Raw genomic sequence first — 21,764 nt, forward strand, 5'->3', positions numbered from 1 at the left:
ATGCCGGTGGAAGACGTGTTCTCGATCTCGGGTCGCGGCACGGTGGTGACGGGTCGCGTTGAATCGGGTGTGATCAAGGTCGGCGAAGAAATCGAAATCGTCGGTATCGTTCCGACGGTCAAGACGATTTGCACGGGCGTTGAAATGTTCCGCAAGCTGCTCGACCAAGGTCAAGCAGGCGACAACGTCGGTATTCTGCTGCGCGGTACGAAGCGTGAAGAAGTTCAGCGTGGTCAGGTTCTGGCCAAGCCGGGCTCGATCAAGCCGCACACGGACTTCACGGGTGAGGTGTACATTCTGTCGAAGGATGAAGGTGGTCGTCACACCCCGTTCTTCAACAACTACCGCCCGCAGTTCTACTTCCGTACGACGGACGTGACGGGTTCGATCAGCCTGCCGGAAGGCAAGGAAATGGTCATGCCTGGCGATAACGTTTCGATCACGGTCAAGCTGATCGCTCCGATCGCCATGACCGAAGGTCTGCGTTTCGCAATCCGCGAAGGTGGCCGTACTGTCGGCGCCGGCGTGGTTGCAACGATCGTAGCTTAAGCCGGTACCTTAACGGTCCGCGCTTACGGGGTCAGCTTTTGGCGGCTGGCCCCTCTGCTGTTTTAGGGGTATAGCTCAACTGGCAGAGCGTCGGTCTCCAAAACCGAAGGTTGGGGGTTCGATTCCCTCTGCCCCTGCCAAACAACTGTCTGCAAGCTGGAAATGGCGAATTCTCCCGTAGAAACTGTACGTACGACTGGCGACAAGCTGCTGCTGGCTCTGGCCGGGCTGCTGGTGATTGCTGGCGTCGTGGCGTTCTACGCCCTGGAGCAACAGGCACTTTATGTGCGTGTCGCTGCCATCGTCGTCGTTCTGGCAATCGCAGCTTTTGTGGCATTGATGTCGCAAACCGGCAAAGGCTTCATGGCCTTCGCTAAGGATGCGTATCGGGAAGTGGGTAAGGTCGTTTGGCCAACCCGTAAAGAGGCCGCTCAAACGACCGCGATTGTTTTCGTGTTCGTCATCGTGATGGCGCTGTATCTGTGGATCAGCGACAAGACGATCGAATGGGCCGTGTTCTCTTTGATTCTTGGCTGGAAGTGATATGTCTGATACCGGAGCTGCACCGAGCAAGAAGCGCTGGTACGTCATTCATGCCTACTCCGGCATGGAAAAAAGCGTAGCCAAGCAACTGCAAGAGCGCATTACGCGTGAGGGCATGCAAGACTACTTCGGTCAGATTCTTGTGCCGACCGAAGAAGTTGTTGAAACCACGGCTGGCCATAAGAAGGTCACCGAGCGTCGTTTCTTTCCCGGCTACGTGCTGTGCGAGATGGAAATGACGGACGAATCGTGGCACTTGGTGAAGAACACTCCCAAGGTCACCGGTTTTATCGGTGGTACGGGTAACCGCCCGATGCCGATTCGTCAGGCAGAAGTCGACAAGATCATGTCGCAAATCAAGGATGGGGTTGAAAAGCCGCGTCCCAAGACGTTGTTCGAGGTGGGCGAGCTGGTTCGAGTCAAGGATGGTCCTTTCACGGACTTCAATGGCTCGGTGGAAGAAGTGAACTACGAAAAATCCCGCCTCCGTGTTTCCGTCACCATCTTCGGACGGGCAACTCCAGTAGAGCTGGAGTTCGGACAAGTCGAAAAGATCTAAGAATAAAATGCGCCGGCGCGACGTCCGGCGCGTTTTTGCGTTGGTGACACCCGTCGCCGAGGAGCGTCAGTAGCCAGTTTGCCGGCGAAAGCGCGCTATGACTCAACCCCGAATATGCGCCACATATTCGTTACGGAGTAAACCATGGCAAAGAAAATCATCGGCTTTATCAAGCTGCAGATTCCTGCAGGTAAAGCCAACCCGTCGCCCCCCGTGGGCCCGGCCCTGGGTCAGCGTGGCCTGAACATCATGGAGTTCTGCAAGGCGTTCAACGCCCAAACGCAGAGCCTCGAACCGGGTCTGCCGATTCCGGTGGTGATCACCGCTTTCGCAGACAAGAGCTTCACGTTTGTCCTGAAGACTCCGCCGGCAACGGTGCTGATCAAGAAGGCTGCCAACCTGCAAAAGGGTTCGGCCAAGCCGCACACCGATAAGGTGGGCAAGATCACCCGCGCACAAGCGGAAGAAATCGCGAAGACCAAGATGCCTGACCTTACCGCCTCCGATCTGGACGCCGCGGTTCGCACCATCGCTGGCAGCGCACGTTCGATGGGCATCACGGTGGAGGGTCTGTAATGGCTAAGATCTCTAAGCGTCAACAAGCACTGGCCGCCAAGGTCGACCGCAACAAGCTGTACCCGGTCGGCGACGCTCTGGCCCTGGTCAAGGAATGCGCAAGCGCCAAGTTCGACGAGTCGATCGACGTCGCCGTCCAGCTGGGCGTGGACGCGAAGAAGTCGGACCAAGTGGTTCGCGGTTCGGTCGTTCTGCCGGCAGGTACCGGTAAGTCGGTTCGCGTGGCTGTTTTCGCCCAAGGCGAAAAGGCTGAGCAAGCCAAGGCTGCCGGCGCTGAAATCGTCGGTATGGAAGACCTGGCCGAGCAGATCAAGGCCGGCAACATGGACTTCGACATCGTGATCGCTTCGCCGGACACGATGCGTATCGTCGGTACGCTGGGTCAGATCCTCGGCCCGCGCGGCCTGATGCCGAACCCGAAGGTCGGCACGGTGACCCCGGACGTGGCCACGGCAGTGAAGAACGCCAAGGCTGGTCAGGTGCAATTCCGCGTCGACAAGGCCGGTATCATCCACGCCACGATCGGTCGCGCTTCGTTCGAACCGGCAGCACTGCAGCAGAACCTTTCGGCCCTGCTGGAAGCCCTGACGAAGTCGAAGCCGGCTTCGAGCAAGGGTGTCTACCTGCGCAAGATCGCCCTGTCGAGCACGATGGGCGTTGGCGTGCGCGTGGATCAGGCCAGCCTGTCGGCCTAAGCGACATCATCGCAATCGCAGGGTGATGGCGTCCCCTGCGATGGCTGAGATCCTAGAGATCGAAAGCCTGTAGCAAAAGACTTTGGGCGGAAGCGGATTCTTCGGAAATCGCTTCCGGTTATCAAAGACCGTTGGCGGGAATGGGCATTCACTGACGCTCCCTTAATACGCCAGCCAACGCAGATGGCGAACCCGAACAAGTTATGCAGTCAAGCCGTCGTGCCAGGGGAACCGGGTGCGGGGGTTGAAACTCCAGACATGTCGGTAAGCCGTTAGTGGAACGGCATCACCATGAGGTGATGTCAATTTTGGAGGTTAACCGTGGCACTTAATCTTGATGATAAGAAAGCCGTCGTGGCAGAAGTTTCGGCGCAAGTCGCCGGCGCTTCGACCATCGTTGTGGCTGAATATCGCGGAATCACGGTTGGCGATCTGACGAAGCTTCGCGCCAATGCGCGTCAGCAAGGCGTCTACCTGCGCGTTCTGAAGAACACGCTGGCACGCCGCGCGGTGGAAAACACCCCGTTTGCTGACCTGGCTGAGCAGATGACCGGTCCTCTGATCTACGGTATCTCGACGGATCCCGTAGCCGCTGCGAAAGTCTTGAACGACTTTTCGAAGGGCAACGACAAGTTGATCTTGAAGGCCGGCTCGTACGACGGCAAGGTGATGGATAAGGCAGGCGTGCAAGCGCTGGCCTCGATCCCGAGCCGCGACGAACTGCTCGCGAAGTTGCTGGGTGTCATGCAAGCGCCGGTTTCCGGCTTTGCTCGCGTCCTGGCTGCCGTGGCAGAGAAGAAGCAAGCGGAAGCTGCTTAATTCTCTCTTCGGTTACACGATCGCTGACTTCGGTCCGAACACAATCTAGGAGTTTTACAAATGGCAATCACGAAAGACGAAATCATCGAAGCCGTAGGCGCGATGTCGGTTATGGAACTGAACGACCTGGTCAAGGCGTTCGAAGAGAAGTTCGGCGTGTCGGCTGCTGCCCTGGCAGTTGCTGGCCCGGCTGGTGCTGGCGGCGGTGCTGCTGCTGCTGAAGAGCAAACCGAATTCAACGTCATCCTGGCAGAAGTCGGTGCAAACAAGGTCGGCGTCATTAAGGCCGTCCGCGAAATCACCGGCCTGGGCCTGAAGGAAGCCAAGGATCTGGTTGATGGCGCTCCGAAGGCTGTCAAGGAAGGCGTCGACAAGGCTGCTGCTGAAGAAGCCAAGAAGAAGCTGGAAGAAGCCGGCGCCAAGGTCGAAGTTAAGTAATTCGGCTCTGCGCGTAGGGAAGGCTGGCGACGAAATGTCGTCAGCCTTTTTGTGCTTTCAGGAGATGCAAATCCCAAAATCGGGAATTCAAATTCGAAAGCCGGCGTGAAGCTTCGCCAAGTTGTTGAAATAACAGTGGTTTCGCCCCATATCGAATGGTTGGCGATGTTTCAAACGCGTGTTCCGTCACCGGGATGTGCGGCTGCGGCAAGTTCACCGCAGGAAAGTGGCAACCGAGAGGCCAAAGAAAAAATCGCGACGGCAAGCGTGCAAACGCCCGTGACGGTTTTCTCTTTGTCTTCTGAAGCGACTGCAGAAGGCAAGTTTGGTCGGGCGACGGGCAACACAGGCATCCGTCGCCGTCAGCCAGCGGTTGGTAGCGGCCAACCACCAAGCTCGTTGCTCCGCGGCAAGCCCGCCGTGGGGGACGTCTGGTCTCAGTCGATGAACACCCGTTGACGATGCCTGCCGTCGTCGTCAGCGTAGTGATTCGGAGATCGTAATGCACTATTCCTTCACCGAGAAGAAACGCATTCGCAAGAGTTTTGCGAAGCGTCCGACCGTGCACAAGGTGCCGTTTTTGCTGGCCACCCAGCTCGCCTCGTACACATCGTTCTTGCAAGCCGAGGCGCTTGCATCGGAGCGGAAGCCGGAGGGTCTGCAAGCAGCCTTCTCCTCCATTTTCCCGATCGTTTCTCACAACGGGTTCGCACGCCTTGAGTTCGTCAGCTATTTGCTGGGCACTCCCGCGTTCGATGTCAAGGAATGTCAACAGCGTGGCCTGACCTTCTGCTCGGCCCTGCGCGCCAAGGTTCGTCTGGTGATTCTCGACAAGGAATCGCCGAACAAGCCGGTAGTCAAGGAAGTGAAGGAACAGGAAGTGTACATGGGCGAAATTCCGCTCATGACCTCGACGGGTTCCTTCGTCATCAATGGCACGGAACGTGTCATCGTCTCGCAGCTGCACCGTTCGCCGGGCGTGTTCTTCGAACACGACAAAGGTAAGACGCACAGCTCGGGCAAGCTGCTGTTCTCCGCGCGTATCATCCCCTACCGCGGCTCGTGGCTCGACTTCGAATTCGATCCGAAGGACATCCTGTACTTCCGCGTTGACCGCCGTCGCAAGATGCCGGTCACGATCCTGCTCAAGGCGATCGGCCTGACGCCGGAACAGATCCTCGCGAACTTCTTCGTGTTCGACAACTTCAAGCTGATGCCGGAAGGCGCGCAGATGGAGTTCGTGCCGGAGCGTCTGCGTGGTGAAGTCGCACGTTTCGACATCACGGATCGCGAAGGCAAGGTCATTGTCCAGAAGGACAAGCGCGTCAACGCCAAGCACATCCGCGACCTGGAGAACGCCAACACCAAGTTCATCTCGGTGCCGGAAGACTATCTCCTCGGCCGCGTGCTCGCGAAGAACGTGATCGATGGCGACACCGGCGAAGTGATCGCCAACGCCAACGACGAAATCACCGAAAGCGTGCTGGTCAAGCTGCGCGAGTCGGGCGTGTCGGACATCCAGACGCTGTACACGAACGATCTGGATCAGGGTTCGTACATCTCGGCCACGCTGCGTATCGACGAAACCGCCGACCAGACGGCCGCGCGTATCGCGATCTACCGCATGATGCGCCCGGGCGAGCCGCCGACCGAAGATGCGGTCGAGGCACTGTTCAACCGTCTGTTCTACAGCGAAGAAGCGTACGACCTGTCGAAGGTGGGTCGTATGAAGTTCAACCGCCGTGTCGGCCGTGACGAAGTGCTCGGGCCGATGACGCTGGAAGACGACGACATTCTCGCGACCATCAAGATCCTCGTGGATCTGCGTAACGGCCGCGGCGAAGTCGACGACATCGACCACCTGGGTAACCGTCGTGTGCGTTGCGTCGGCGAACTGGCCGAGAACCAGTTCCGCGCCGGTCTGGTGCGTGTCGAGCGCGCTGTGAAGGAACGTCTGGGTCAGGCCGAGTCGGAAAACCTGATGCCGCACGACCTGATCAACAGCAAGCCGATTTCGTCGGCGATTCGCGAGTTCTTCGGTTCGTCGCAGCTGTCGCAGTTTATGGACCAGACCAACCCGCTGTCGGAAATCACGCACAAGCGTCGTGTTTCCGCACTGGGCCCGGGCGGTCTGACGCGCGAGCGTGCAGGCTTCGAAGTCCGCGACGTGCACCCGACCCACTACGGCCGCGTGTGCCCGATCGAGACGCCGGAAGGTCCGAACATTGGTCTGATCAACTCGCTGGCACTGTACGCCCGCCTGAACGAATACGGCTTCCTCGAGACGCCGTACCGCAAGGTGGTGGACGGCAAGGTCACCGACCAGATCGACTACCTGTCGGCCATTGAAGAAGGTCGTTACGTGATCGCTCAGGCGAACGCGTCGATCGGCGCCAGCGGCGAACTCACCGACGAACTGGTGTCGTCGCGTGAAGCCGGTGAAACGCTGATGGTCACGCCGGACCGCATCCAGTACATGGACGTGGCGCCGTCGCAGATCGTCTCGGTTGCAGCCTCGCTGATCCCGTTCCTCGAGCACGATGACGCGAACCGCGCATTGATGGGTTCGAACATGCAGCGCCAGGCCGTGCCTTGCCTGCGTCCGGAAAAGGCGGTCGTCGGTACGGGTATCGAACGTACGGTGGCTGTCGACTCGGGTACGACCGTGCAGGCGTTCCGTGGCGGTGTGGTCGATTACGTCGACGCAGGCCGTGTGGTGATTCGCGTGAACGACGATGAAGCCGTCGCCGGTGAAGTCGGCGTGGACATCTACAACCTGATCAAGTACACGCGTTCGAACCAGAACACCAACATCAACCAGCGCCCGATCGTGGAAGTGGGCGACAAGGTGGCGCGCGGCGATGTGATCGCCGACGGCGCGTCGACCGACCTGGGTGAATTGGCGCTCGGTCAGAACATGCTGATCGCGTTCATGCCGTGGAACGGATACAACTTCGAAGACTCGATCCTGATCTCGGAACGTGTCGTTGCGGAAGACCGTTACACGTCGATCCACATCGAAGAACTGAACGTGGTCGCTCGCGACACGAAGCTTGGACCGGAAGAAATCACGCGTGACATCTCGAACCTGGCGGAAGTGCAACTGAGCCGTCTGGACGAGTCGGGCATCGTGTACATCGGTGCGGAAGTCGAAGCCGGCGACGTGCTGGTGGGCAAGGTCACGCCGAAGGGCGAAACCCAGCTCACGCCGGAAGAAAAGCTGCTGCGCGCGATCTTCGGCGAGAAGGCTTCGGACGTGAAGGACACCTCGCTGCGCGTGCCGTCGGGCATGAGCGGTACCGTCATCGACGTGCAGGTGTTCACGCGTGAAGGCATTCAGCGCGACAAGCGTGCTCAGCAGATCATCGACGATGAACTGAAGGGCTATCGCCTGGACCTGAACGACCAGCTGCGTATCGTGGAAGGCGACGCATTCCAGCGTCTGGAGCGTTTCCTGGTGGGCAAGACGGCCAATGGCGGTCCGAAGAAGCTCGCCAAGGGCACCAAGATCACCAAGGAATACCTGGCCGATCTGGATCGCTACCACTGGTTCGACATCCGTCTGGCGGAAGACGAAGGTGCGCAACAGCTCGAGCAGATCAAGGAATCGATCGAGCAGAAGCGTCACTCGTTCGACCTCGCCTTCGAAGAAAAGCGCAAGAAGCTCACGCAAGGCGACGAACTGCCGCCGGGCGTGCTGAAGATGGTCAAGGTGTACCTGGCGGTCAAGCGTCGTCTGCAGCCTGGCGACAAGATGGCCGGCCGTCACGGTAACAAGGGTGTGGTCTCGAAGATCGTGCCGATCGAGGATATGCCGTACATGGCCGATGGCCGTCCGGCAGACATCGTGCTCAACCCGCTCGGCGTGCCGTCGCGGATGAACGTGGGTCAGATTCTCGAATCGCACCTCGGCTGGGCAGCGAAGGGTCTGGGCTGGCGTATCGGCGAAATGCTGCAAGCGCACACCAAGGTCCAGGAAGTTCGCAAGTTCCTGACGAAGATCTACAACGAGAGCGGTCAGCAAGAAGATATCGACAGCCTGTCGGACGACGAAGTCATGTCGCTCGCTCGCAACCTGCAGAACGGTGTCCCGTTCGCGACGCCGGTGTTCGATGGCGCGCATGAAGAGGAAATCCGTCGCATGCTGGATCTGGCGTTCCCGGATCACATCGCGAAGGAACTCGGCATGACCAAGTCGAAGAACCAGGTCACGCTGTTCGACGGTCGCACTGGCGAAGCCTTCGAGCGTACGGTCACCTGCGGCTTCATGCACATGCTCAAGCTGCACCACTTGGTCGACGACAAGATGCACGCACGTTCGACCGGTCCGTACTCGCTGGTGACGCAACAGCCGTTGGGCGGTAAGGCTCAGTTCGGTGGTCAGCGCTTCGGTGAAATGGAAGTGTGGGCACTGGAAGCTTACGGCGCATCGTATGTGCTGCAGGAAATGCTGACGGTGAAGTCGGATGACGTGACGGGCCGTACGAAGGTGTACGAGAACCTCGTCAAGGGCGATCACGTGATCGATGCCGGCATGCCGGAATCGTTCAACGTGCTGGTCAAGGAAATCCGTTCGCTCGGTATCGATATCGACCTGGAGCGCGGTTAATCGCGTTCAGGCAAATAGGAGAAAGCAATGAAAGCTTTGCTCGATCTATTCAAGCAAGTCCAGCAGGACGAACAGTTCGACGCGATCAAGATCGGTCTGGCTTCGCCGGACAAGATCCGTTCGTGGTCGTTCGGTGAAGTGAAGAAGCCGGAGACGATCAACTACCGGACTTTCAAGCCCGAGCGCGACGGTCTGTTCTGCGCAAAGATCTTCGGTCCGATCAAGGATTACGAATGCCTTTGCGGCAAGTACAAGCGCCTGAAGCACCGTGGCGTGATCTGCGAGAAGTGCGGCGTTGAAGTGACGCTGGCCAAGGTGCGTCGTGAGCGCATGGGCCACATCGAACTGGCCTCGCCGGTCGCGCACATCTGGTTCCTGAAGTCGCTCCCGTCGCGTCTGGGCATGGTGCTCGACATGACGCTGCGCGACATCGAACGCGTGCTGTACTTTGAAGCCTATGTGGTCCTCGAACCGGGCATGACGCCGCTCAAGCGTTGCCAGATCATGACCGAGGAGGATTACTACAACAAGGTCGAGGAATACGGCGACGAATTCCGTGCCGAGATGGGCGCGGAAGGCGTGCGCGAGCTGCTGCGTTCGATCGACATCGACCAGCAGGTCGAGCATCTGCGCGCCGAGCTGCAAGCCACGGGCTCGGAAGCCAAGATCAAGAAGTACGCCAAGCGCCTGAAGGTACTTGAGGCATTCCAGCGCTCGGGCATCAAGCCCGAGTGGATGGTGCTCGAAGTGCTGCCGGTGCTGCCGCCCGAACTGCGCCCGCTGGTGCCGCTCGACGGTGGCCGCTTCGCGACCTCGGACCTGAACGATCTGTATCGCCGCGTCATCAACCGTAACAACCGTCTGAAGCGTCTGCTCGAGCTCAAGGCCCCGGACATCATCGTGCGCAACGAAAAGCGCATGCTGCAAGAGTCCGTGGACTCGCTGCTCGACAACGGTCGTCGCGGTAAGGCGATGACCGGTGCGAACAAGCGCCCGCTCAAGTCGCTGGCCGACATGATCAAGGGCAAGAGCGGTCGTTTCCGTCAGAACTTGCTGGGTAAGCGCGTCGACTACTCGGGCCGTTCGGTGATTACCGTGGGCCCGACGCTCAAGCTGCATCAGTGCGGTCTGCCGAAGCTGATGGCGCTCGAACTCTTCAAGCCGTTCATCTTCCACAAGCTGGAAGTGATGGGCGTGGCCACGACCATCAAGGCCGCGAAGAAGGAAGTCGAGAACCAGACGGCGGTGGTGTGGGACATCCTCGAAGATGTGATCCGCGAACATCCGATCATGCTGAACCGCGCACCGACGCTGCACCGCCTGGGTATTCAGGCGTTTGAGCCGGTGCTGATCGAAGGCAAGGCAATTCAGCTTCACCCGCTGGTTTGCGCGGCGTTCAACGCCGACTTCGACGGTGACCAGATGGCCGTTCACGTGCCGCTGTCGCTCGAAGCGCAGATGGAAGCGCGTACCCTGATGCTGGCCTCGAACAACGTGTTGTTCCCGGCTAACGGCGATCCGTCGATCGTGCCGTCGCAGGATATCGTGCTGGGTCTGTACTATGCGACCCGCGACAAGATCAACGGCCGCGGCGAAGGCCTGTCGTTCATCGACGTCTCGGAAGTGCTGCGTGCGTACGACAACAAGGAAGTCGAACTGGCTTCGCGTGTGAACGTGCGTATCACGGAGTACACGGTCGATCCGGAAACGGGCGAGAAGACGCCGAAGATCACGCTGTACCCGACGACCGTCGGCCGCGCGATCCTGTCGGAAATTCTGCCGCCGGGCCTGCCGTTCTCGGTGCTGAACAAGTCGCTCAAGAAGAAGGAAATCTCGAAGCTGATCAACACGGCGTTCCGCCGCTGCGGTCTGCGCGAGACGGTGATCTTCGTCGACAAGCTGATGCAGTCGGGCTTCCGCCTGGCAACGCGCGCCGGTATCTCGATCTGCGTCGACGACATGCTCGTGCCGACGAAGAAGGAAGAGCTGATCGGCGAAGCGTCGAAGAAGGTCAAGGAATACGACCGTCAGTACATGTCGGGTCTGGTCACGGCGCAAGAGCGTTACAACAACGTCGTGGACATTTGGGGTGCTACCGGTGACGCCGTGGGTAAGGCGATGATGGAGCAGCTCTCGAAGGAAAAGACGACCGACCGCGATGGCAACACCGTGGATCAGGAGTCGTTCAACTCGATTTACATGATGGCCGACTCCGGTGCTCGCGGTTCGAGCGCCCAGATTCGCCAGCTCGCCGGTATGCGTGGCCTGATGGCCAAGCCGGACGGCTCGATCATCGAGACGCCGATTACCGCGAACTTCCGCGAAGGCCTGAACGTGTTGCAGTACTTCATCTCGACCCACGGTGCACGTAAGGGTCTGGCTGATACGGCACTGAAGACGGCAAACTCGGGTTACCTGACGCGTCGTCTGGTCGACGTGACGCAGGATCTGGTCGTGGTCGAAGACGATTGCGGCACGAGCAACGGCGTGGTCATGAAGGCGCTGGTCGAGGGCGGTGAAGTGGTCGAAGCCCTGCGTGACCGTATCCTGGGTCGCGTGGCTGTCTCCGACGTCGTGAATCCGGAGACGCAGGAAACGGTGTACGAAGCCGGCACGCTGCTGGACGAAGACGTCGTCGAAATGATCGAAGCGCTGGGTATCGACGAAGTGCGCGTGCGCACGCCGTTGACCTGCGATACGCGTTTCGGTCTGTGCGCCGCATGCTATGGCCGCGATCTGGGCCGTGGTACGCGTGTGAACGTCGGCGAAGCGGTCGGTGTGATCGCCGCGCAGTCGATCGGCGAACCGGGCACGCAGCTCACGATGCGTACGTTCCACATCGGTGGTGCGGCATCGCGTGCGGCAGTGGCCTCGTCGATCGAAGCCAAGTCGAACGGTACGGTTCGCTTCACGGCGACCATGCGTTACGTGACCAACGGCCGCGGCGAGCAGATCGCGATCTCGCGTTCGGGTGAAATCCTGATCACGGACGATCATGGCCGTGAGCGCGAGCGTCACAAGGTGCCGTACGGCGCCACGCTGCTGCAACTGGACGGTGCGCAGGTCAAGGCCGGCGCCCAACTGGGTACGTGGGATCCGCTGACGCGCCCGATCATTACCGAACACGGCGGCTTCGCCAAGTTCGAGAACGTCGAGGAAGGTGTCACGGTTGCCAAGCAGATCGACGATGTGACGGGTCTGTCCACGCTGGTCGTGATCGATCCGAAGCGCCGTGGTCCGGCATCGAAGAACGTGCGTCCGCAGGTCAAGCTGCTCGACGAGAATGGTGTGGAAGTGAAGATCCCGGGTACCGATCACGCAGTGACGATCGGCTTCCAGGTGGGCGCACTGATCACCATCAAGGACGGTCAGCAAGTGCCGGTGGGCGAAGTGCTCGCACGTATCCCGACCGAAGCGCAGAAGACCCGCGACATTACCGGGGGTCTGCCGCGTGTGGCCGAACTGTTCGAAGCACGTGCACCGAAGGACGCCGGCATTCTGGCCGAAGTCACGGGTACGACGTCGTTCGGTAAGGACACGAAGGGCAAGCAGCGTCTGGTCATTACCGATCTGGACGGCAACCAGCACGAGTTCCTGATTCCGAAGGAAAAGCAGGTGCTGGTGCACGACGGTCAGGTGGTGAACAAGGGCGAAATGATCGTGGACGGCCCGGCCGACCCGCACGACATCCTGCGTTTGCAGGGTATCGAAGCGCTGTCGCGCTACATCGTCGATGAAGTTCAGGACGTGTACCGTTTGCAGGGTGTGAAGATCAACGACAAGCACATCGAGGTGATCGTTCGCCAGATGCTGCGTCGTGTGCAGATCACCGACAACGGCGATACGCGCTTCATCATCGGCGAACAGGTCGAGCGTTCGGACATGCTCTACGAGAACGACGCCATGAATGCCGCGGACAAGCGTCCGGCGCAGTACGATAACGTGCTGCTGGGTATTACGAAGGCATCGCTGTCGACGGACTCGTTCATCTCGGCCGCATCGTTCCAGGAAACGACGCGCGTGTTGACCGAAGCCGCCATCATGGGCAAGAAGGACGACCTGCGTGGCCTGAAGGAAAACGTCATCGTCGGCCGTCTGATCCCGGCAGGTACGGGTCTGGCGTATCACAAGGCCCGCAAGGCCCGCGAAACGTCGGATCGCGAGCGTCACGACCAGATCGCTCTGGAAGAGGCGTTTGCCCCGATCCCCACTTCGGTGGAAGAGCCGACGGCGGAGTAAGCCAGACGGTAGTTCCCGGACCGGCGGCGCTTGCGAAAGCGGGCACCGCCGGACTGGCGCAAGGCATCAAGAGAACGGCACCCTTTGCGGGGTGCCGTTTTTCTTTTGCGCGACGGTAAAAGTGATCGCGACTGACATGCCCGCGACATCCGGATGTCGTCGCAATGTTATTTTAAGTACTTGAAGTAACGATATAATTTCCGCTTGCTCAAAGCGATGTGACGTAGTTTTCCAAGACCTTCTACGATCCGGAATATGGCAATCACTCCTGTCATCCTGTGCGGCGGTAGCGGTACCCGTCTGTGGCCCCTGTCGCGCGCCAGCTATCCCAAGCAATACCTCGCGCTTGCCGGTTCCGACACATTGCTCCAGCAGACGGTCAAACGCATCGGCACGCTGGGCGGCGCTGCCGCACCGCTGATCATCTCCAACAACGAGCAGCGCTTCCTCGTCGCTGAACAATTGCGTGCCATCGATACGACGCCGAGCGCCATCGTGCTCGAACCCGTCGCGCGCAACACGGCGCCGGCGGTGGCTGCGGCCGCGCTGATCGCGCTGCGCCAGGACGCCGACGCCACGCTGCTCGTGCTGCCCTCCGATCACGCCATCGCGAACACAGCGAAATTCCACGAAGCGGTGCTTGCTGCGAAGACGCTTGCCGACGATGGGTTCCTCGTGACCTTCGGTATTCCGCCGACGTCGCCGCACACCGGTTACGGCTACATCCGACGCGGTGCCGCCACGCAAGCGTGCGCGAGTGGTTACCGGATCGACCAGTTCGTCGAGAAACCCGACGCCGCCAAAGCGGCCGAGCTGATCGCCGCCGGCAACTGCTACTGGAACAGCGGCATGTTCATGTTCAAGGCGTCGTCCTATCTGGCGGAGCTCGAACGTCTCGCGCCGGAAATGCTCAAGCAGGTCACTGCTGCCGTGGACAAGGGCGCGGTCGACATCGACTTCTTCCGTCTGGACAAGGCGAGCCTGGAAGCCTGCCCGTCCGACTCGATCGATTACGCCGTGATGGAGAAAGCCCGTCACGCCGCCGTGGTCGATGCCGAAGGGCTCGGATGGAACGACATCGGTTCGTGGTCGGCGGTCGCAGAGATTGCCGAGCAGGACGAGAACGGCAATAGCCTGATTGGCGACGCCATCGTGCACGGCGTGAAGAACAGCTACGTGCGCAGCGAGAGCCGGATGGTCGCGGCCATCGGCGTGGAGAATCTTGTGATCGTCGAGACGCCCGATGTCGTGATGGTCACCTCGAAGGACCACGTGCAGGACGTCAAACGTGTGGTCGAGAAGCTGGTTGCTGACGGTCGCTCGGAGTCGGTCTTCCACCAGCGGGTGTTCCGTCCGTGGGGCGACTACGAAGGTATCTGTGTGGGCGATCGCTTCCAGGTGAAGAAGATCGTGGTGAAGCCGGGCGCGTCACTGAGTTTGCAGATGCACTTCCACCGCTCGGAGCACTGGGTGGTCGTGAAAGGCACGGCGCGCGTGGTGAATGGCGACAACACGATTCTGCTCACCGAAAATCAGTCGACGTACATTCCGGTCGGCACGACGCACCGTCTCGAGAACCCCGGCAAGGTGCCGCTGGAGTTGATCGAGGTGCAGTCGGGGGCATACCTCGGCGAAGACGACATCGTGCGCTTCCAGGATGATTACGGCCGCACGAAGTAAGCACACGGCAGTTCAGCTCGCCCCGACGGTGGGGCGAGCCGCATGACAAAGACTTACGCAGCACAGCAGACGTCGTTCGATAAAAACACGGATGATGCGGGGCAGCGATGAGCGATGGGGAGAAGGTTCAAAGGCCTGCGACGGGCGTGCGCACCGAGGGTGTGCCGGTCGTCGGCGATGCGTTCGCCGGGACTTCCGCGCTCGCAGACAATCGCCCGGCCAGTCGCGCCCACGCGCAATTGCGTGCCACCATCGACGCTAGCCCGCGCACGCGCGCCGTGGCACAGCAACAAGCACTCGCCGTGCCGTCGGCGTCTCCCCCGCGCCTCACCACACCGCCGCCACTCTCATCCCCCGCTCCCATCCAGCGTGTCGTCAACTTTTCGGCGGACGTCGAGCGGCAGTACACGAAAAACACCTTTCTGACGAAGCTCAAGCATGTCAGCGGACTGACGTTCGACGAGATACGGCGGACGTGGATCGCAGCCGAGACGTCTGCGGAACACATCACACTGCCCGACAACATCGAACTGGCCTGGGCAATGCTGGCGCGGTTCCAGCCGTCGCAAACATCACCGTCGGCGTCAACGTCGAAAGGTCGGGGTCGCAAAGCGCCCGTCCCGCTGCCGGAATACCCCAAGGACGACACGAGCTTGCTCGATGCGGCCGCCGAGGCCATTCCAATGACGTCTCGCTTCGACGTCGCCAAGCACCAACGCGCCATCAGCGAGCACGTCACGACGATCTTTCCCTATGCGAGAGAGGAGTCCGAGCAAGCGCAGCGACCCTGGAACCCCGAGGAGCCGGGCGAGTTCGAGGAGCACCTGCCAACGGTCGACTTCACGACGTGGGACAACCTTGAGAATGACCAGCGCAAGCTGCTGCGGCGAAACCGGTATAAGCCCGACGTGTTGATGGGCGAGCTGAAAAGGCTGGTCGGTCACACGCCGGACGAGAATAACGATTACCTGATCGCGCTATACAGCCACCTTGCCGCGTTACGGGGCGACGCACGCGCCGTAGGGGAGGAAGCCGGGCTCGCGGACAAGGGGGCGTACGTTCAAAAGATCGTTGATCTCAGAAGCGGGAAAGCACTCGACGACGACACCTACCGGCCGTCGAGTTTCAGCCGCGTGTCGTCCGTCGACTGGACCGAGCGGCCGGAGCTGACCGAGGATCATCCCTTCCTTCGCCAGCGACACCAGCAGGTGTACAAGCACCTTGACGCGAAGCACGACAGGAATGCCCTGGACATTCTGACCAAGTGGGCGTCGCCCGCGACGGGGGTACAGAAGCACAACGTGGGGATGGACGTCGGCATCTCGACCAAAAGCCAGACGCCGAAACATGCTGGCGATGACATTGCGTTGCTGGATTCGACGCTCGCGCGAATCGCCCCGATCGAAGGCACCTTATACGCCGCTTATCCGAGAAACGACACGCTCAAGGTCGGCAATCTGTTCAGTCAGGGAACGCCGCTGAGCGCGAGCGAATCTGCCGGCGGCACGGTCGCGTTCTCGAAGGGCGGCATGAAGAAGAAGGGCGCGCAGGTGGATCGCTATCGCATCTATGCCAAGGGGGTGAGCGGCATTCCGATCAGCCCGGTGGCGCCGGATGTCGGGCATGGTCAGCGGGAAGTCGTCTTCCGTGCGAGCGCGACATTCAAGGTCCTGGCGATCCAGGAGGGCAATTTCGGGGCTGGCGCTACACGGCTTGTCACGATGGTCGAGCAGGGCGAGTCGACGTCTCATGTCGATGCCGTCAAACAGAGTCAGCAGGCACTGCTGAACAGAAACGACCGATGGCTGACGCGACTCGGCGACGTGGACATCGATCCGCGCATCCAATCGTGGTACATCTCCAACAGTACCGGCGGCACCGTGGAGGGGCAGCCCGATGCCAGCTTCGCATTTCCCTACGGGAAGAAGACCGCGCAGGCATGGCACGACGTCATTACCGACAATGGCATCGACATCTGGACGATCGACGGATTCCGCTCGGTGGCGGCCCGCCTGTCCGGCGAGGCGAGGAGCGGCGTCGAGTTCATCACCGAAAAAGACGAGCCGTCTTTCTGGGGAGCACCGGCGAAGCTGACGCGGCCGGAGAGAAAGGCGCTCAAAGGGCATGGTCTTTCCGTGACGAACGCCGAGGACGACCCGAGCCATAGCCTGTTCAATGTGAGTTACCGGCAGGAAGACAAGGCGTCGGTGCTGGGCGAAATGCTTGCGCAAAGCAAGAAGGAATTCGACGCGATTCTCGCGCCGAAGCCAAAACCAAAACCGCAGAGGGGCCGCAAAGTCGATCCGGAAGCGGAAAAGGAAGCCGCGATTGCCCGGTTGGCGGCACAAGTTCAGCAGCAAATTAGTGTGTTGCACCCTTTGCACGACGCGAATGGACGTGTCAGTCGCGCCTATGCCTATCTCATCCTTCGTCGCGCCGGGTACGGCGACAAACCGTTACGTCTGTTCGATCAGGACAAGGACCAGATCACCTCGCGCGAGGATTGGGCAAATCAGTTTGCCGGCTATCAAGCGGAGGAGGAAGACGACTGGGCGCCGAGCACCGGCCTCGTGACGGACATGGAGGGGGCTCACGCCTTCATCAGCAGTCTCGCGGGCGGCAACATGAGCACTCGGCTTTTGGACGTCGAGGCGGAGGAGCAGAGGCTGAGCGCGCAGTCGGACGTCGAGGACGCCGACATGTGGATCGAACAGGAACTGCTGACGTTGGCGTTCAATCTCCCGCCGCGGTTGCAGCCCGAATTCGGTGACGAGATGAATGCGTTCGTGGCGGCAGACCTGGAGCGCAGGGAAGCCGAGCAGGCAGGCACGAACAAAAAGAAGGGTCGCAAACACGTCTCGCCGTCGACGAAGCGGCAACGCTATGCCTATGCCGTTGAGCTGAAGCAGCGCTTGACGATCGCGATCTCGAACGAAATTCAGAGAGAACTCAGCCCACCCTCGCCAAAGCCGTCGACGTCGAAGCTGTTACCGAAGCCGAGGGTAACGCGTGCGCTAACGCCAAAACAGACACCGAAGCAGCAGCCAACGTCGTCGCGAACGCCAAAGCGAACGCTAACGCCAATATCAATGCCAATGCCGGATCTGACGCCGGACCCGACACCGAAGCCGAAACCGAAGCGAACACCAAAGGCAAAACCTAAACCTAAACCAAAGCCGAAGTCGAAACCAGGCAGTCTCAACCGGAAGCGAAATCTCGACGAGCTGGTTTCGTCGAGTGAGGACACGTCATCGGAGTCCGAGGATGACGAAGCGTACACCCCTGTGCGTCGCGGCCAGCGGGGTGGCAACCGTCAGGCCCGTCACGACTGGGGCGACGAGGAGTCCGAGGAATACGACGACCCCAAGGACGACGACTACGAGCCGGAAAAGCAAAAGAAGGGGCGGTGGAACTGATAAAAAAAGCCCCGCCGTCGAGTCGAGGGCGGGGCTTCGTTCCAGTGGTCGGGAACGTCGATCAGAACCCGAAGTGCCCTTGCACGTAGACCATGCGCGGTGCACCGACCATGCGGCCTGCATTGCCGTCGACGTTACGCGTGTAATAGCGCTTGTCGAAGACGTTGTTCAGGCCCACGGTGACATCGGCGTTCTTGTAGAACGGGATCTTGTAGTTCGCTTGCAGGTTCCACAGGCGGAAGCCCGGCACCTTGCCGTTGCTGCCGTCGGCCGATTCGGCTTCGGTGTTGGCGAGGTCCGAGTACTGCGAGCTCTGGTGCGTGGTCGAGACGTTGAACGTCCACTGACCGATCGTGTAGCGCGCGCCGAGCGTGTCGGTGAAGCGCGAGTAGAACGGCACGTCCAGACCGGCAGTCGCGCCCGACTTCTGAATCGCACGCGTGAAGGTGAAGTTCGCGTACACGTTCAGGCCGCGCAGCACGCTGTCGCGATCGAAGGTGTAATCGATGGCGGTTTCGATGCCGTCGTGGTTCGTTGCGCCGATGTTCTGGAAGGTCGCGGGGACGATGCCCGGCACTTGCAGAATCTGGTTGTCGAACTTCATCTTGAACGCGGTCAGCTCGGCCTTCCAGTGGCTGTCCGTCCAGCGCGTACCGATTTCATACGTGCGGGCCAGTTCCGGCTCCAGCGGGTTCGTGGCCGACATCGAGTTCAACTGCGTGTTCTGCACCGGACCGAACGAGGTGCTGTAGTCCGCGAAGACCGTCCACGCGCTGTTCACCAGATACGACAGGTTCACCGACGGCAGCGCCTTGTTGTTATCCGAGCGGAAGGTGGCGTTGCTGGCGTTGTCCACGCGTTGCGAATTGATGATCTCGTAACGCACGCCCGGCGTCAGACGCCAGTTGCCCCACGCCATGCGATCGTCGATATAGAACGCGTTCGCGCTGGTGTAGTTGTTGAACGTCTGCGTGGCCGAGTTCTTGCCGGTGGCGAGCGTGGTGGTCCAGTTGTTGTCGTCGCCGCGCTCATGGATGTAGCGATAGCCCACGGTCACGTCGTGCGCCGTCGGTCCGAAGAACAGACGCTGCGTGAAGCGCGGCTCGAAACCGAACGTCTCGTAGTTACGCGGCTGGTGTGTCGTCGACGTGAACGTCGAGTTCACCAGCGTGCTTTGGCGATAGCTCGAGTTGAAGAACGTGCGGACTTCGAATTCCTGCGTCTCGGAGATCGTATTCAGATAACCGAAGTCGACGCCGGTGCGGTTGCCGCTCCAGTAGTCGTTCGGACGCGTGTTCTGGAACGGATCGGCGTTGAATTGCGCAACGGTCAGGCCGCCGGGCGTCTTCGACTTCACGTCGTAATAGGAGAGCTTGCCGTACACCTGCTGGCTCGGCGTGATGTCGTAGCGCCATTTCAATGCGACGTCGTTCACGCGCTCGTCGCTGCCCTTGCGCCAGTCGCGGCCCGTCATGCCGGAGTACAGCAGCGCCAGACCCAGACCGTTGTCCATTTGCGTGCCGAGGAACGCGCTGTATTGCGTGTTGGCGCCACCACCGGCGGTGTAGATGTTCTCGCGCACCGTGGCATCGGCCGTCAGGCCCGGTGTATTCGGGATCGAGCGGGTCTTGAAGTTGATCACGCCGCCCACGTTTTGCGGACCGTAGCGAACGGCACCGCCACTGCGCACGACGTCGATGCTCTCGATATTGAACAGGCTGACCGGCGCGAACGACAACTGTGGCTGGCCATACGGCGCGACCGCCATCGGAATGCCGTCGAGCAGCACGGTCGAGCGCGGCGTGTAACGGCCGGTGAGACCACGCACGCCGATGTTCAGCGAGATCGCGCTGCCGGCGGTGCCTGAGTTGTCCGTCGATTGCACGCCCGGGATGCGACGCATCACGTCGCCGATGCTCGTGGCCCCCGATTCTTCGATCTGCTCCTTCTTCACGACCGTGCGCGCGCCGGGGAACGTCTTGGCGCTGTTGTCCAGCCCCGTGCCGAGCCAGTCGCCCGAAACATTGACGGCGCCGAGTTCGACATCGGCCTTCGCTTCGGCGGCGGTCGTCGCCTGCTGTGCATGGGCGGTGCCGAGCGTTGCCATGAGCAAGGCCGCAGCGCAGGCAGTCGCGCGGGGCAGACGGGTGTGGGAGGTGAAGCGATGAATCCCCTGAGCGCGGGCGATATGAGTGGTATCGGCGGCCGCAGGAGCACGGCGACTTACGGACATCTTCATCTTGGCTGACCTTCGTGACTGCAAGTGTGTGGCGAGCGGGCCGCTGGCAAAGACGCGCGAAGACGTGGTGCCGCGGCAGTCGGATCGTTATACGTCGTGACGTAATGCGTTGTAATAAAGCGTCGCGGATTATAAATGCAAATCACTCTCATTTTTAATGGGTATGGGCGAATGCAGGTAGCTATTAGGTGCGAGGCATGGGTGAGAGGGCAGGTGTCGTCGAGAAAGCACGACGTTATCGTTGAAAAGGCTTCAAAGGCCGCGAGAAGTCGGACGAAGCGGGGGTGATCGGTTTTATCGAACCTGATTCAATGAACAGATTAGGGTGTGGCGGTGTTGCGACAGTCGGGGTATCGAGGGGCGATCCGGACATGGCCGAAGGGCATCCGATTATCCAGTTTTGCTTATTAATCGCCCAGAATCGATTGATTGTGGGTGGCGCAGCGGGCCGCAAGAATAGGGGACTGTTCAGACGTGAAAGTCCGACGAAAACGTCGGACGAAAAACCACGATAACCGGAGACAGCGCGATGCCCAGGCTCGACGCCACGATTCATCAGTCCCTTGCCCGCGAGTTGCACGAGGCCGAGCGCACCCGCACGCCGGTGATGCAGTTCTCGCGTCGCTATCCCGAGATGACGATTGCCGACAGCTACGCGATTTCGCAGGCGTGGCTGGCGTTGAAGTTCGCCGAGGGGCGTCGCGTGATCGGGCACAAGATCGGGCTGACGTCGCGCGCAATGCAAGTGGCCGCGCAGATCACCGAACCCGATCACGGCACGCTGCTCGACGACATGCTCGTGGCCGACGGTGCCACGCTGGAAGCGGCCCGCTTCATCGTGCCACGTATCGAGGTCGAACTGGCGTTCATTCTCGCCAAGCCGCTCAAGGGGCCGGGCGTTACGTTGTTCGATGTGCTCGACGCCACCGCGTGGGTCACGCCGGCGCTCGAACTCATCGACGGACGCATCGAACTGTTCGACCGCGAGACGAAAGCGCCGCGCAAGGTCTTCGACACGATTGCCGACAACGCAGCGAATGCCGCCATCGTGCTCGGCGGGCGTCCGGTCAGACCCGACGCCATCGACCTGCGCTGGGCGGGCGCGCTGCTCTACCGCAACGGTGTGATCGAAGAGTCGGGCCTGAGCGCGGCGGTGCTGAACCATCCGGGTAACGGTGTCGCGTGGCTTGCCAACAAACTCGGCGCCTTCGACGAAGGATTGCAGGCGGGCGAAATCGTACTTGCCGGATCGTTCACGCGACCGGTGGCATGCGCGGCGGGTGACGTCTTCCATGCCGACTACGGCCCGCTTGGCGCCATCGGCGTGCGCTTCGTCTGACGACGGATTCCGGCCGGGGCCCCCCCGTTGGGGAAGACCACTTTGACGCTATCGGGCACATCG

Annotated in this window: 14 protein-coding genes and 1 tRNA gene; 14 read left to right on the forward strand and 1 reads right to left on the reverse strand. The window is 60.6% G+C overall.

The genetic code is table 11. The annotated features are described in order from the left end of the window. The 13 genes from A9762_RS20655 to A9762_RS28965 form a co-directional block, all read left to right on the forward strand. Nucleotides 1-549 (forward strand): EF-Tu/IF-2/RF-3 family GTPase (locus A9762_RS20655; RefSeq protein ID WP_083254147.1); only part of this gene is annotated, 549 nt, incomplete at its 5' end. 64 nt (nt 550-613) lie between these two features. Further along, nucleotides 614-689, forward strand: a tRNA-Trp gene (locus tag A9762_RS20660). A gap of 22 nt (nt 690-711) precedes the next feature. Then, nucleotides 712-1,092, forward strand: a complete 381-nt coding sequence (secE, locus tag A9762_RS20665) for a preprotein translocase subunit SecE (RefSeq protein ID WP_069343891.1) — start codon at nt 712-714, stop codon at nt 1,090-1,092. Nucleotide 1,093: 1 nt separating this feature from the next. Beyond that, nucleotides 1,094-1,651, forward strand: a complete 558-nt coding sequence (gene nusG, locus A9762_RS20670; protein WP_069343892.1) for a transcription termination/antitermination protein NusG — start codon at nt 1,094-1,096, stop codon at nt 1,649-1,651. A gap of 144 nt (nt 1,652-1,795) precedes the next feature. Continuing rightward, a complete protein-coding gene (rplK, locus tag A9762_RS20675) occupies nt 1,796-2,227 on the forward strand; it encodes a 50S ribosomal protein L11 (RefSeq protein WP_039393782.1) in 432 nt (143 codons plus the stop codon). Beyond that, nucleotides 2,227-2,922, forward strand: a complete 696-nt coding sequence (rplA, locus tag A9762_RS20680; protein ID WP_069343893.1) for a 50S ribosomal protein L1 — start codon at nt 2,227-2,229, stop codon at nt 2,920-2,922. The genes rplK and rplA overlap by 1 nt, the downstream gene beginning before the upstream one ends. A 321-nt stretch (nt 2,923-3,243) precedes the next feature. Beyond that, a complete protein-coding gene (gene rplJ, locus A9762_RS20685; RefSeq protein WP_010804162.1) occupies nt 3,244-3,741 on the forward strand; it encodes a 50S ribosomal protein L10 in 498 nt (165 codons plus the stop codon). A gap of 60 nt (nt 3,742-3,801) precedes the next feature. Continuing rightward, on the forward strand, nt 3,802-4,179 hold the full coding sequence (gene rplL, locus A9762_RS20690; protein WP_042113450.1) for a 50S ribosomal protein L7/L12: 378 nt from the start codon (nt 3,802-3,804) through the stop codon (nt 4,177-4,179). A gap of 105 nt (nt 4,180-4,284) precedes the next feature. Then, nucleotides 4,285-4,638, forward strand: a complete 354-nt coding sequence (locus tag A9762_RS28650; RefSeq protein WP_139133321.1) for a hypothetical protein — start codon at nt 4,285-4,287, stop codon at nt 4,636-4,638. Nucleotides 4,639-4,681: 43 nt separating this feature from the next. Next, on the forward strand, nt 4,682-8,788 hold the full coding sequence (rpoB, locus tag A9762_RS20695) for a DNA-directed RNA polymerase subunit beta (RefSeq protein ID WP_069343894.1): 4,107 nt from the start codon (nt 4,682-4,684) through the stop codon (nt 8,786-8,788). 27 nt (nt 8,789-8,815) lie between these two features. Then, a complete protein-coding gene (rpoC, locus tag A9762_RS20700; RefSeq protein ID WP_069343895.1) occupies nt 8,816-13,027 on the forward strand; it encodes a DNA-directed RNA polymerase subunit beta' in 4,212 nt (1,403 codons plus the stop codon). A gap of 255 nt (nt 13,028-13,282) precedes the next feature. After that, nucleotides 13,283-14,707: a mannose-1-phosphate guanylyltransferase/mannose-6-phosphate isomerase gene (locus tag A9762_RS20705; protein WP_069343896.1), complete on the forward strand. Its 1,425-nt coding sequence runs from the start codon at nt 13,283-13,285 to the stop codon at nt 14,705-14,707. A 239-nt stretch (nt 14,708-14,946) separates the two neighbouring features. Further along, nucleotides 14,947-18,123, forward strand: a complete 3,177-nt coding sequence (locus A9762_RS28965; protein ID WP_170836291.1) for a Fic family protein — start codon at nt 14,947-14,949, stop codon at nt 18,121-18,123. A 61-nt stretch (nt 18,124-18,184) separates the two neighbouring features. Here A9762_RS28965 and A9762_RS20715 read toward each other — a convergent pair whose 3' ends face one another. Continuing rightward, a complete protein-coding gene (locus A9762_RS20715) occupies nt 18,185-20,362 on the reverse strand; it encodes a TonB-dependent siderophore receptor (RefSeq protein WP_083254148.1) in 2,178 nt (725 codons plus the stop codon). Between the two features lie 529 nt (nt 20,363-20,891). On the opposite strand from A9762_RS20715, the gene hpaH reads away from it, so the two are divergent. Beyond that, the gene (hpaH, locus tag A9762_RS20720) at nt 20,892-21,701 is read left to right on the forward strand and encodes a 2-oxo-hept-4-ene-1,7-dioate hydratase (RefSeq protein ID WP_069343898.1); all 810 of its coding nucleotides are present in this window, start codon (nt 20,892-20,894) and stop codon (nt 21,699-21,701) included. Nucleotides 21,702-21,764: the final 63 nt, after the last annotated feature.

The organism is Pandoraea sp. ISTKB, from assembly GCF_001721285.1.
Classification (GTDB): Bacteria; Pseudomonadota; Gammaproteobacteria; order Burkholderiales; family Burkholderiaceae; genus Pandoraea; species Pandoraea capi.

Excerpts from the sequence above, each read along its gene's own strand:
- secE (WP_069343891.1), top strand. The coding sequence starts at position 712 with ATGGCGAATTCTCCCGTAGAAACTGTACGTACGACTGGCGACAAGCTG.
- nusG (WP_069343892.1), top strand. The coding sequence starts at position 1,094 with ATGTCTGATACCGGAGCTGCACCGAGCAAGAAGCGCTGGTACGTCATT.
- rplK (WP_039393782.1), top strand. The coding sequence starts at position 1,796 with ATGGCAAAGAAAATCATCGGCTTTATCAAGCTGCAGATTCCTGCAGGT.
- rplA (WP_069343893.1), top strand. The coding sequence starts at position 2,227 with ATGGCTAAGATCTCTAAGCGTCAACAAGCACTGGCCGCCAAGGTCGAC.
- rplL (WP_042113450.1), top strand. The coding sequence starts at position 3,802 with ATGGCAATCACGAAAGACGAAATCATCGAAGCCGTAGGCGCGATGTCG.
- rpoB (WP_069343894.1), top strand. The coding sequence starts at position 4,682 with ATGCACTATTCCTTCACCGAGAAGAAACGCATTCGCAAGAGTTTTGCG.
- rpoC (WP_069343895.1), top strand. The coding sequence starts at position 8,816 with ATGAAAGCTTTGCTCGATCTATTCAAGCAAGTCCAGCAGGACGAACAG.
- A9762_RS20705 (WP_069343896.1), top strand. The coding sequence starts at position 13,283 with ATGGCAATCACTCCTGTCATCCTGTGCGGCGGTAGCGGTACCCGTCTG.
- A9762_RS20715 (WP_083254148.1), bottom strand. The coding sequence starts at position 20,362 with ATGAAGATGTCCGTAAGTCGCCGTGCTCCTGCGGCCGCCGATACCACT.
- hpaH (WP_069343898.1), top strand. The coding sequence starts at position 20,892 with ATGCCCAGGCTCGACGCCACGATTCATCAGTCCCTTGCCCGCGAGTTG.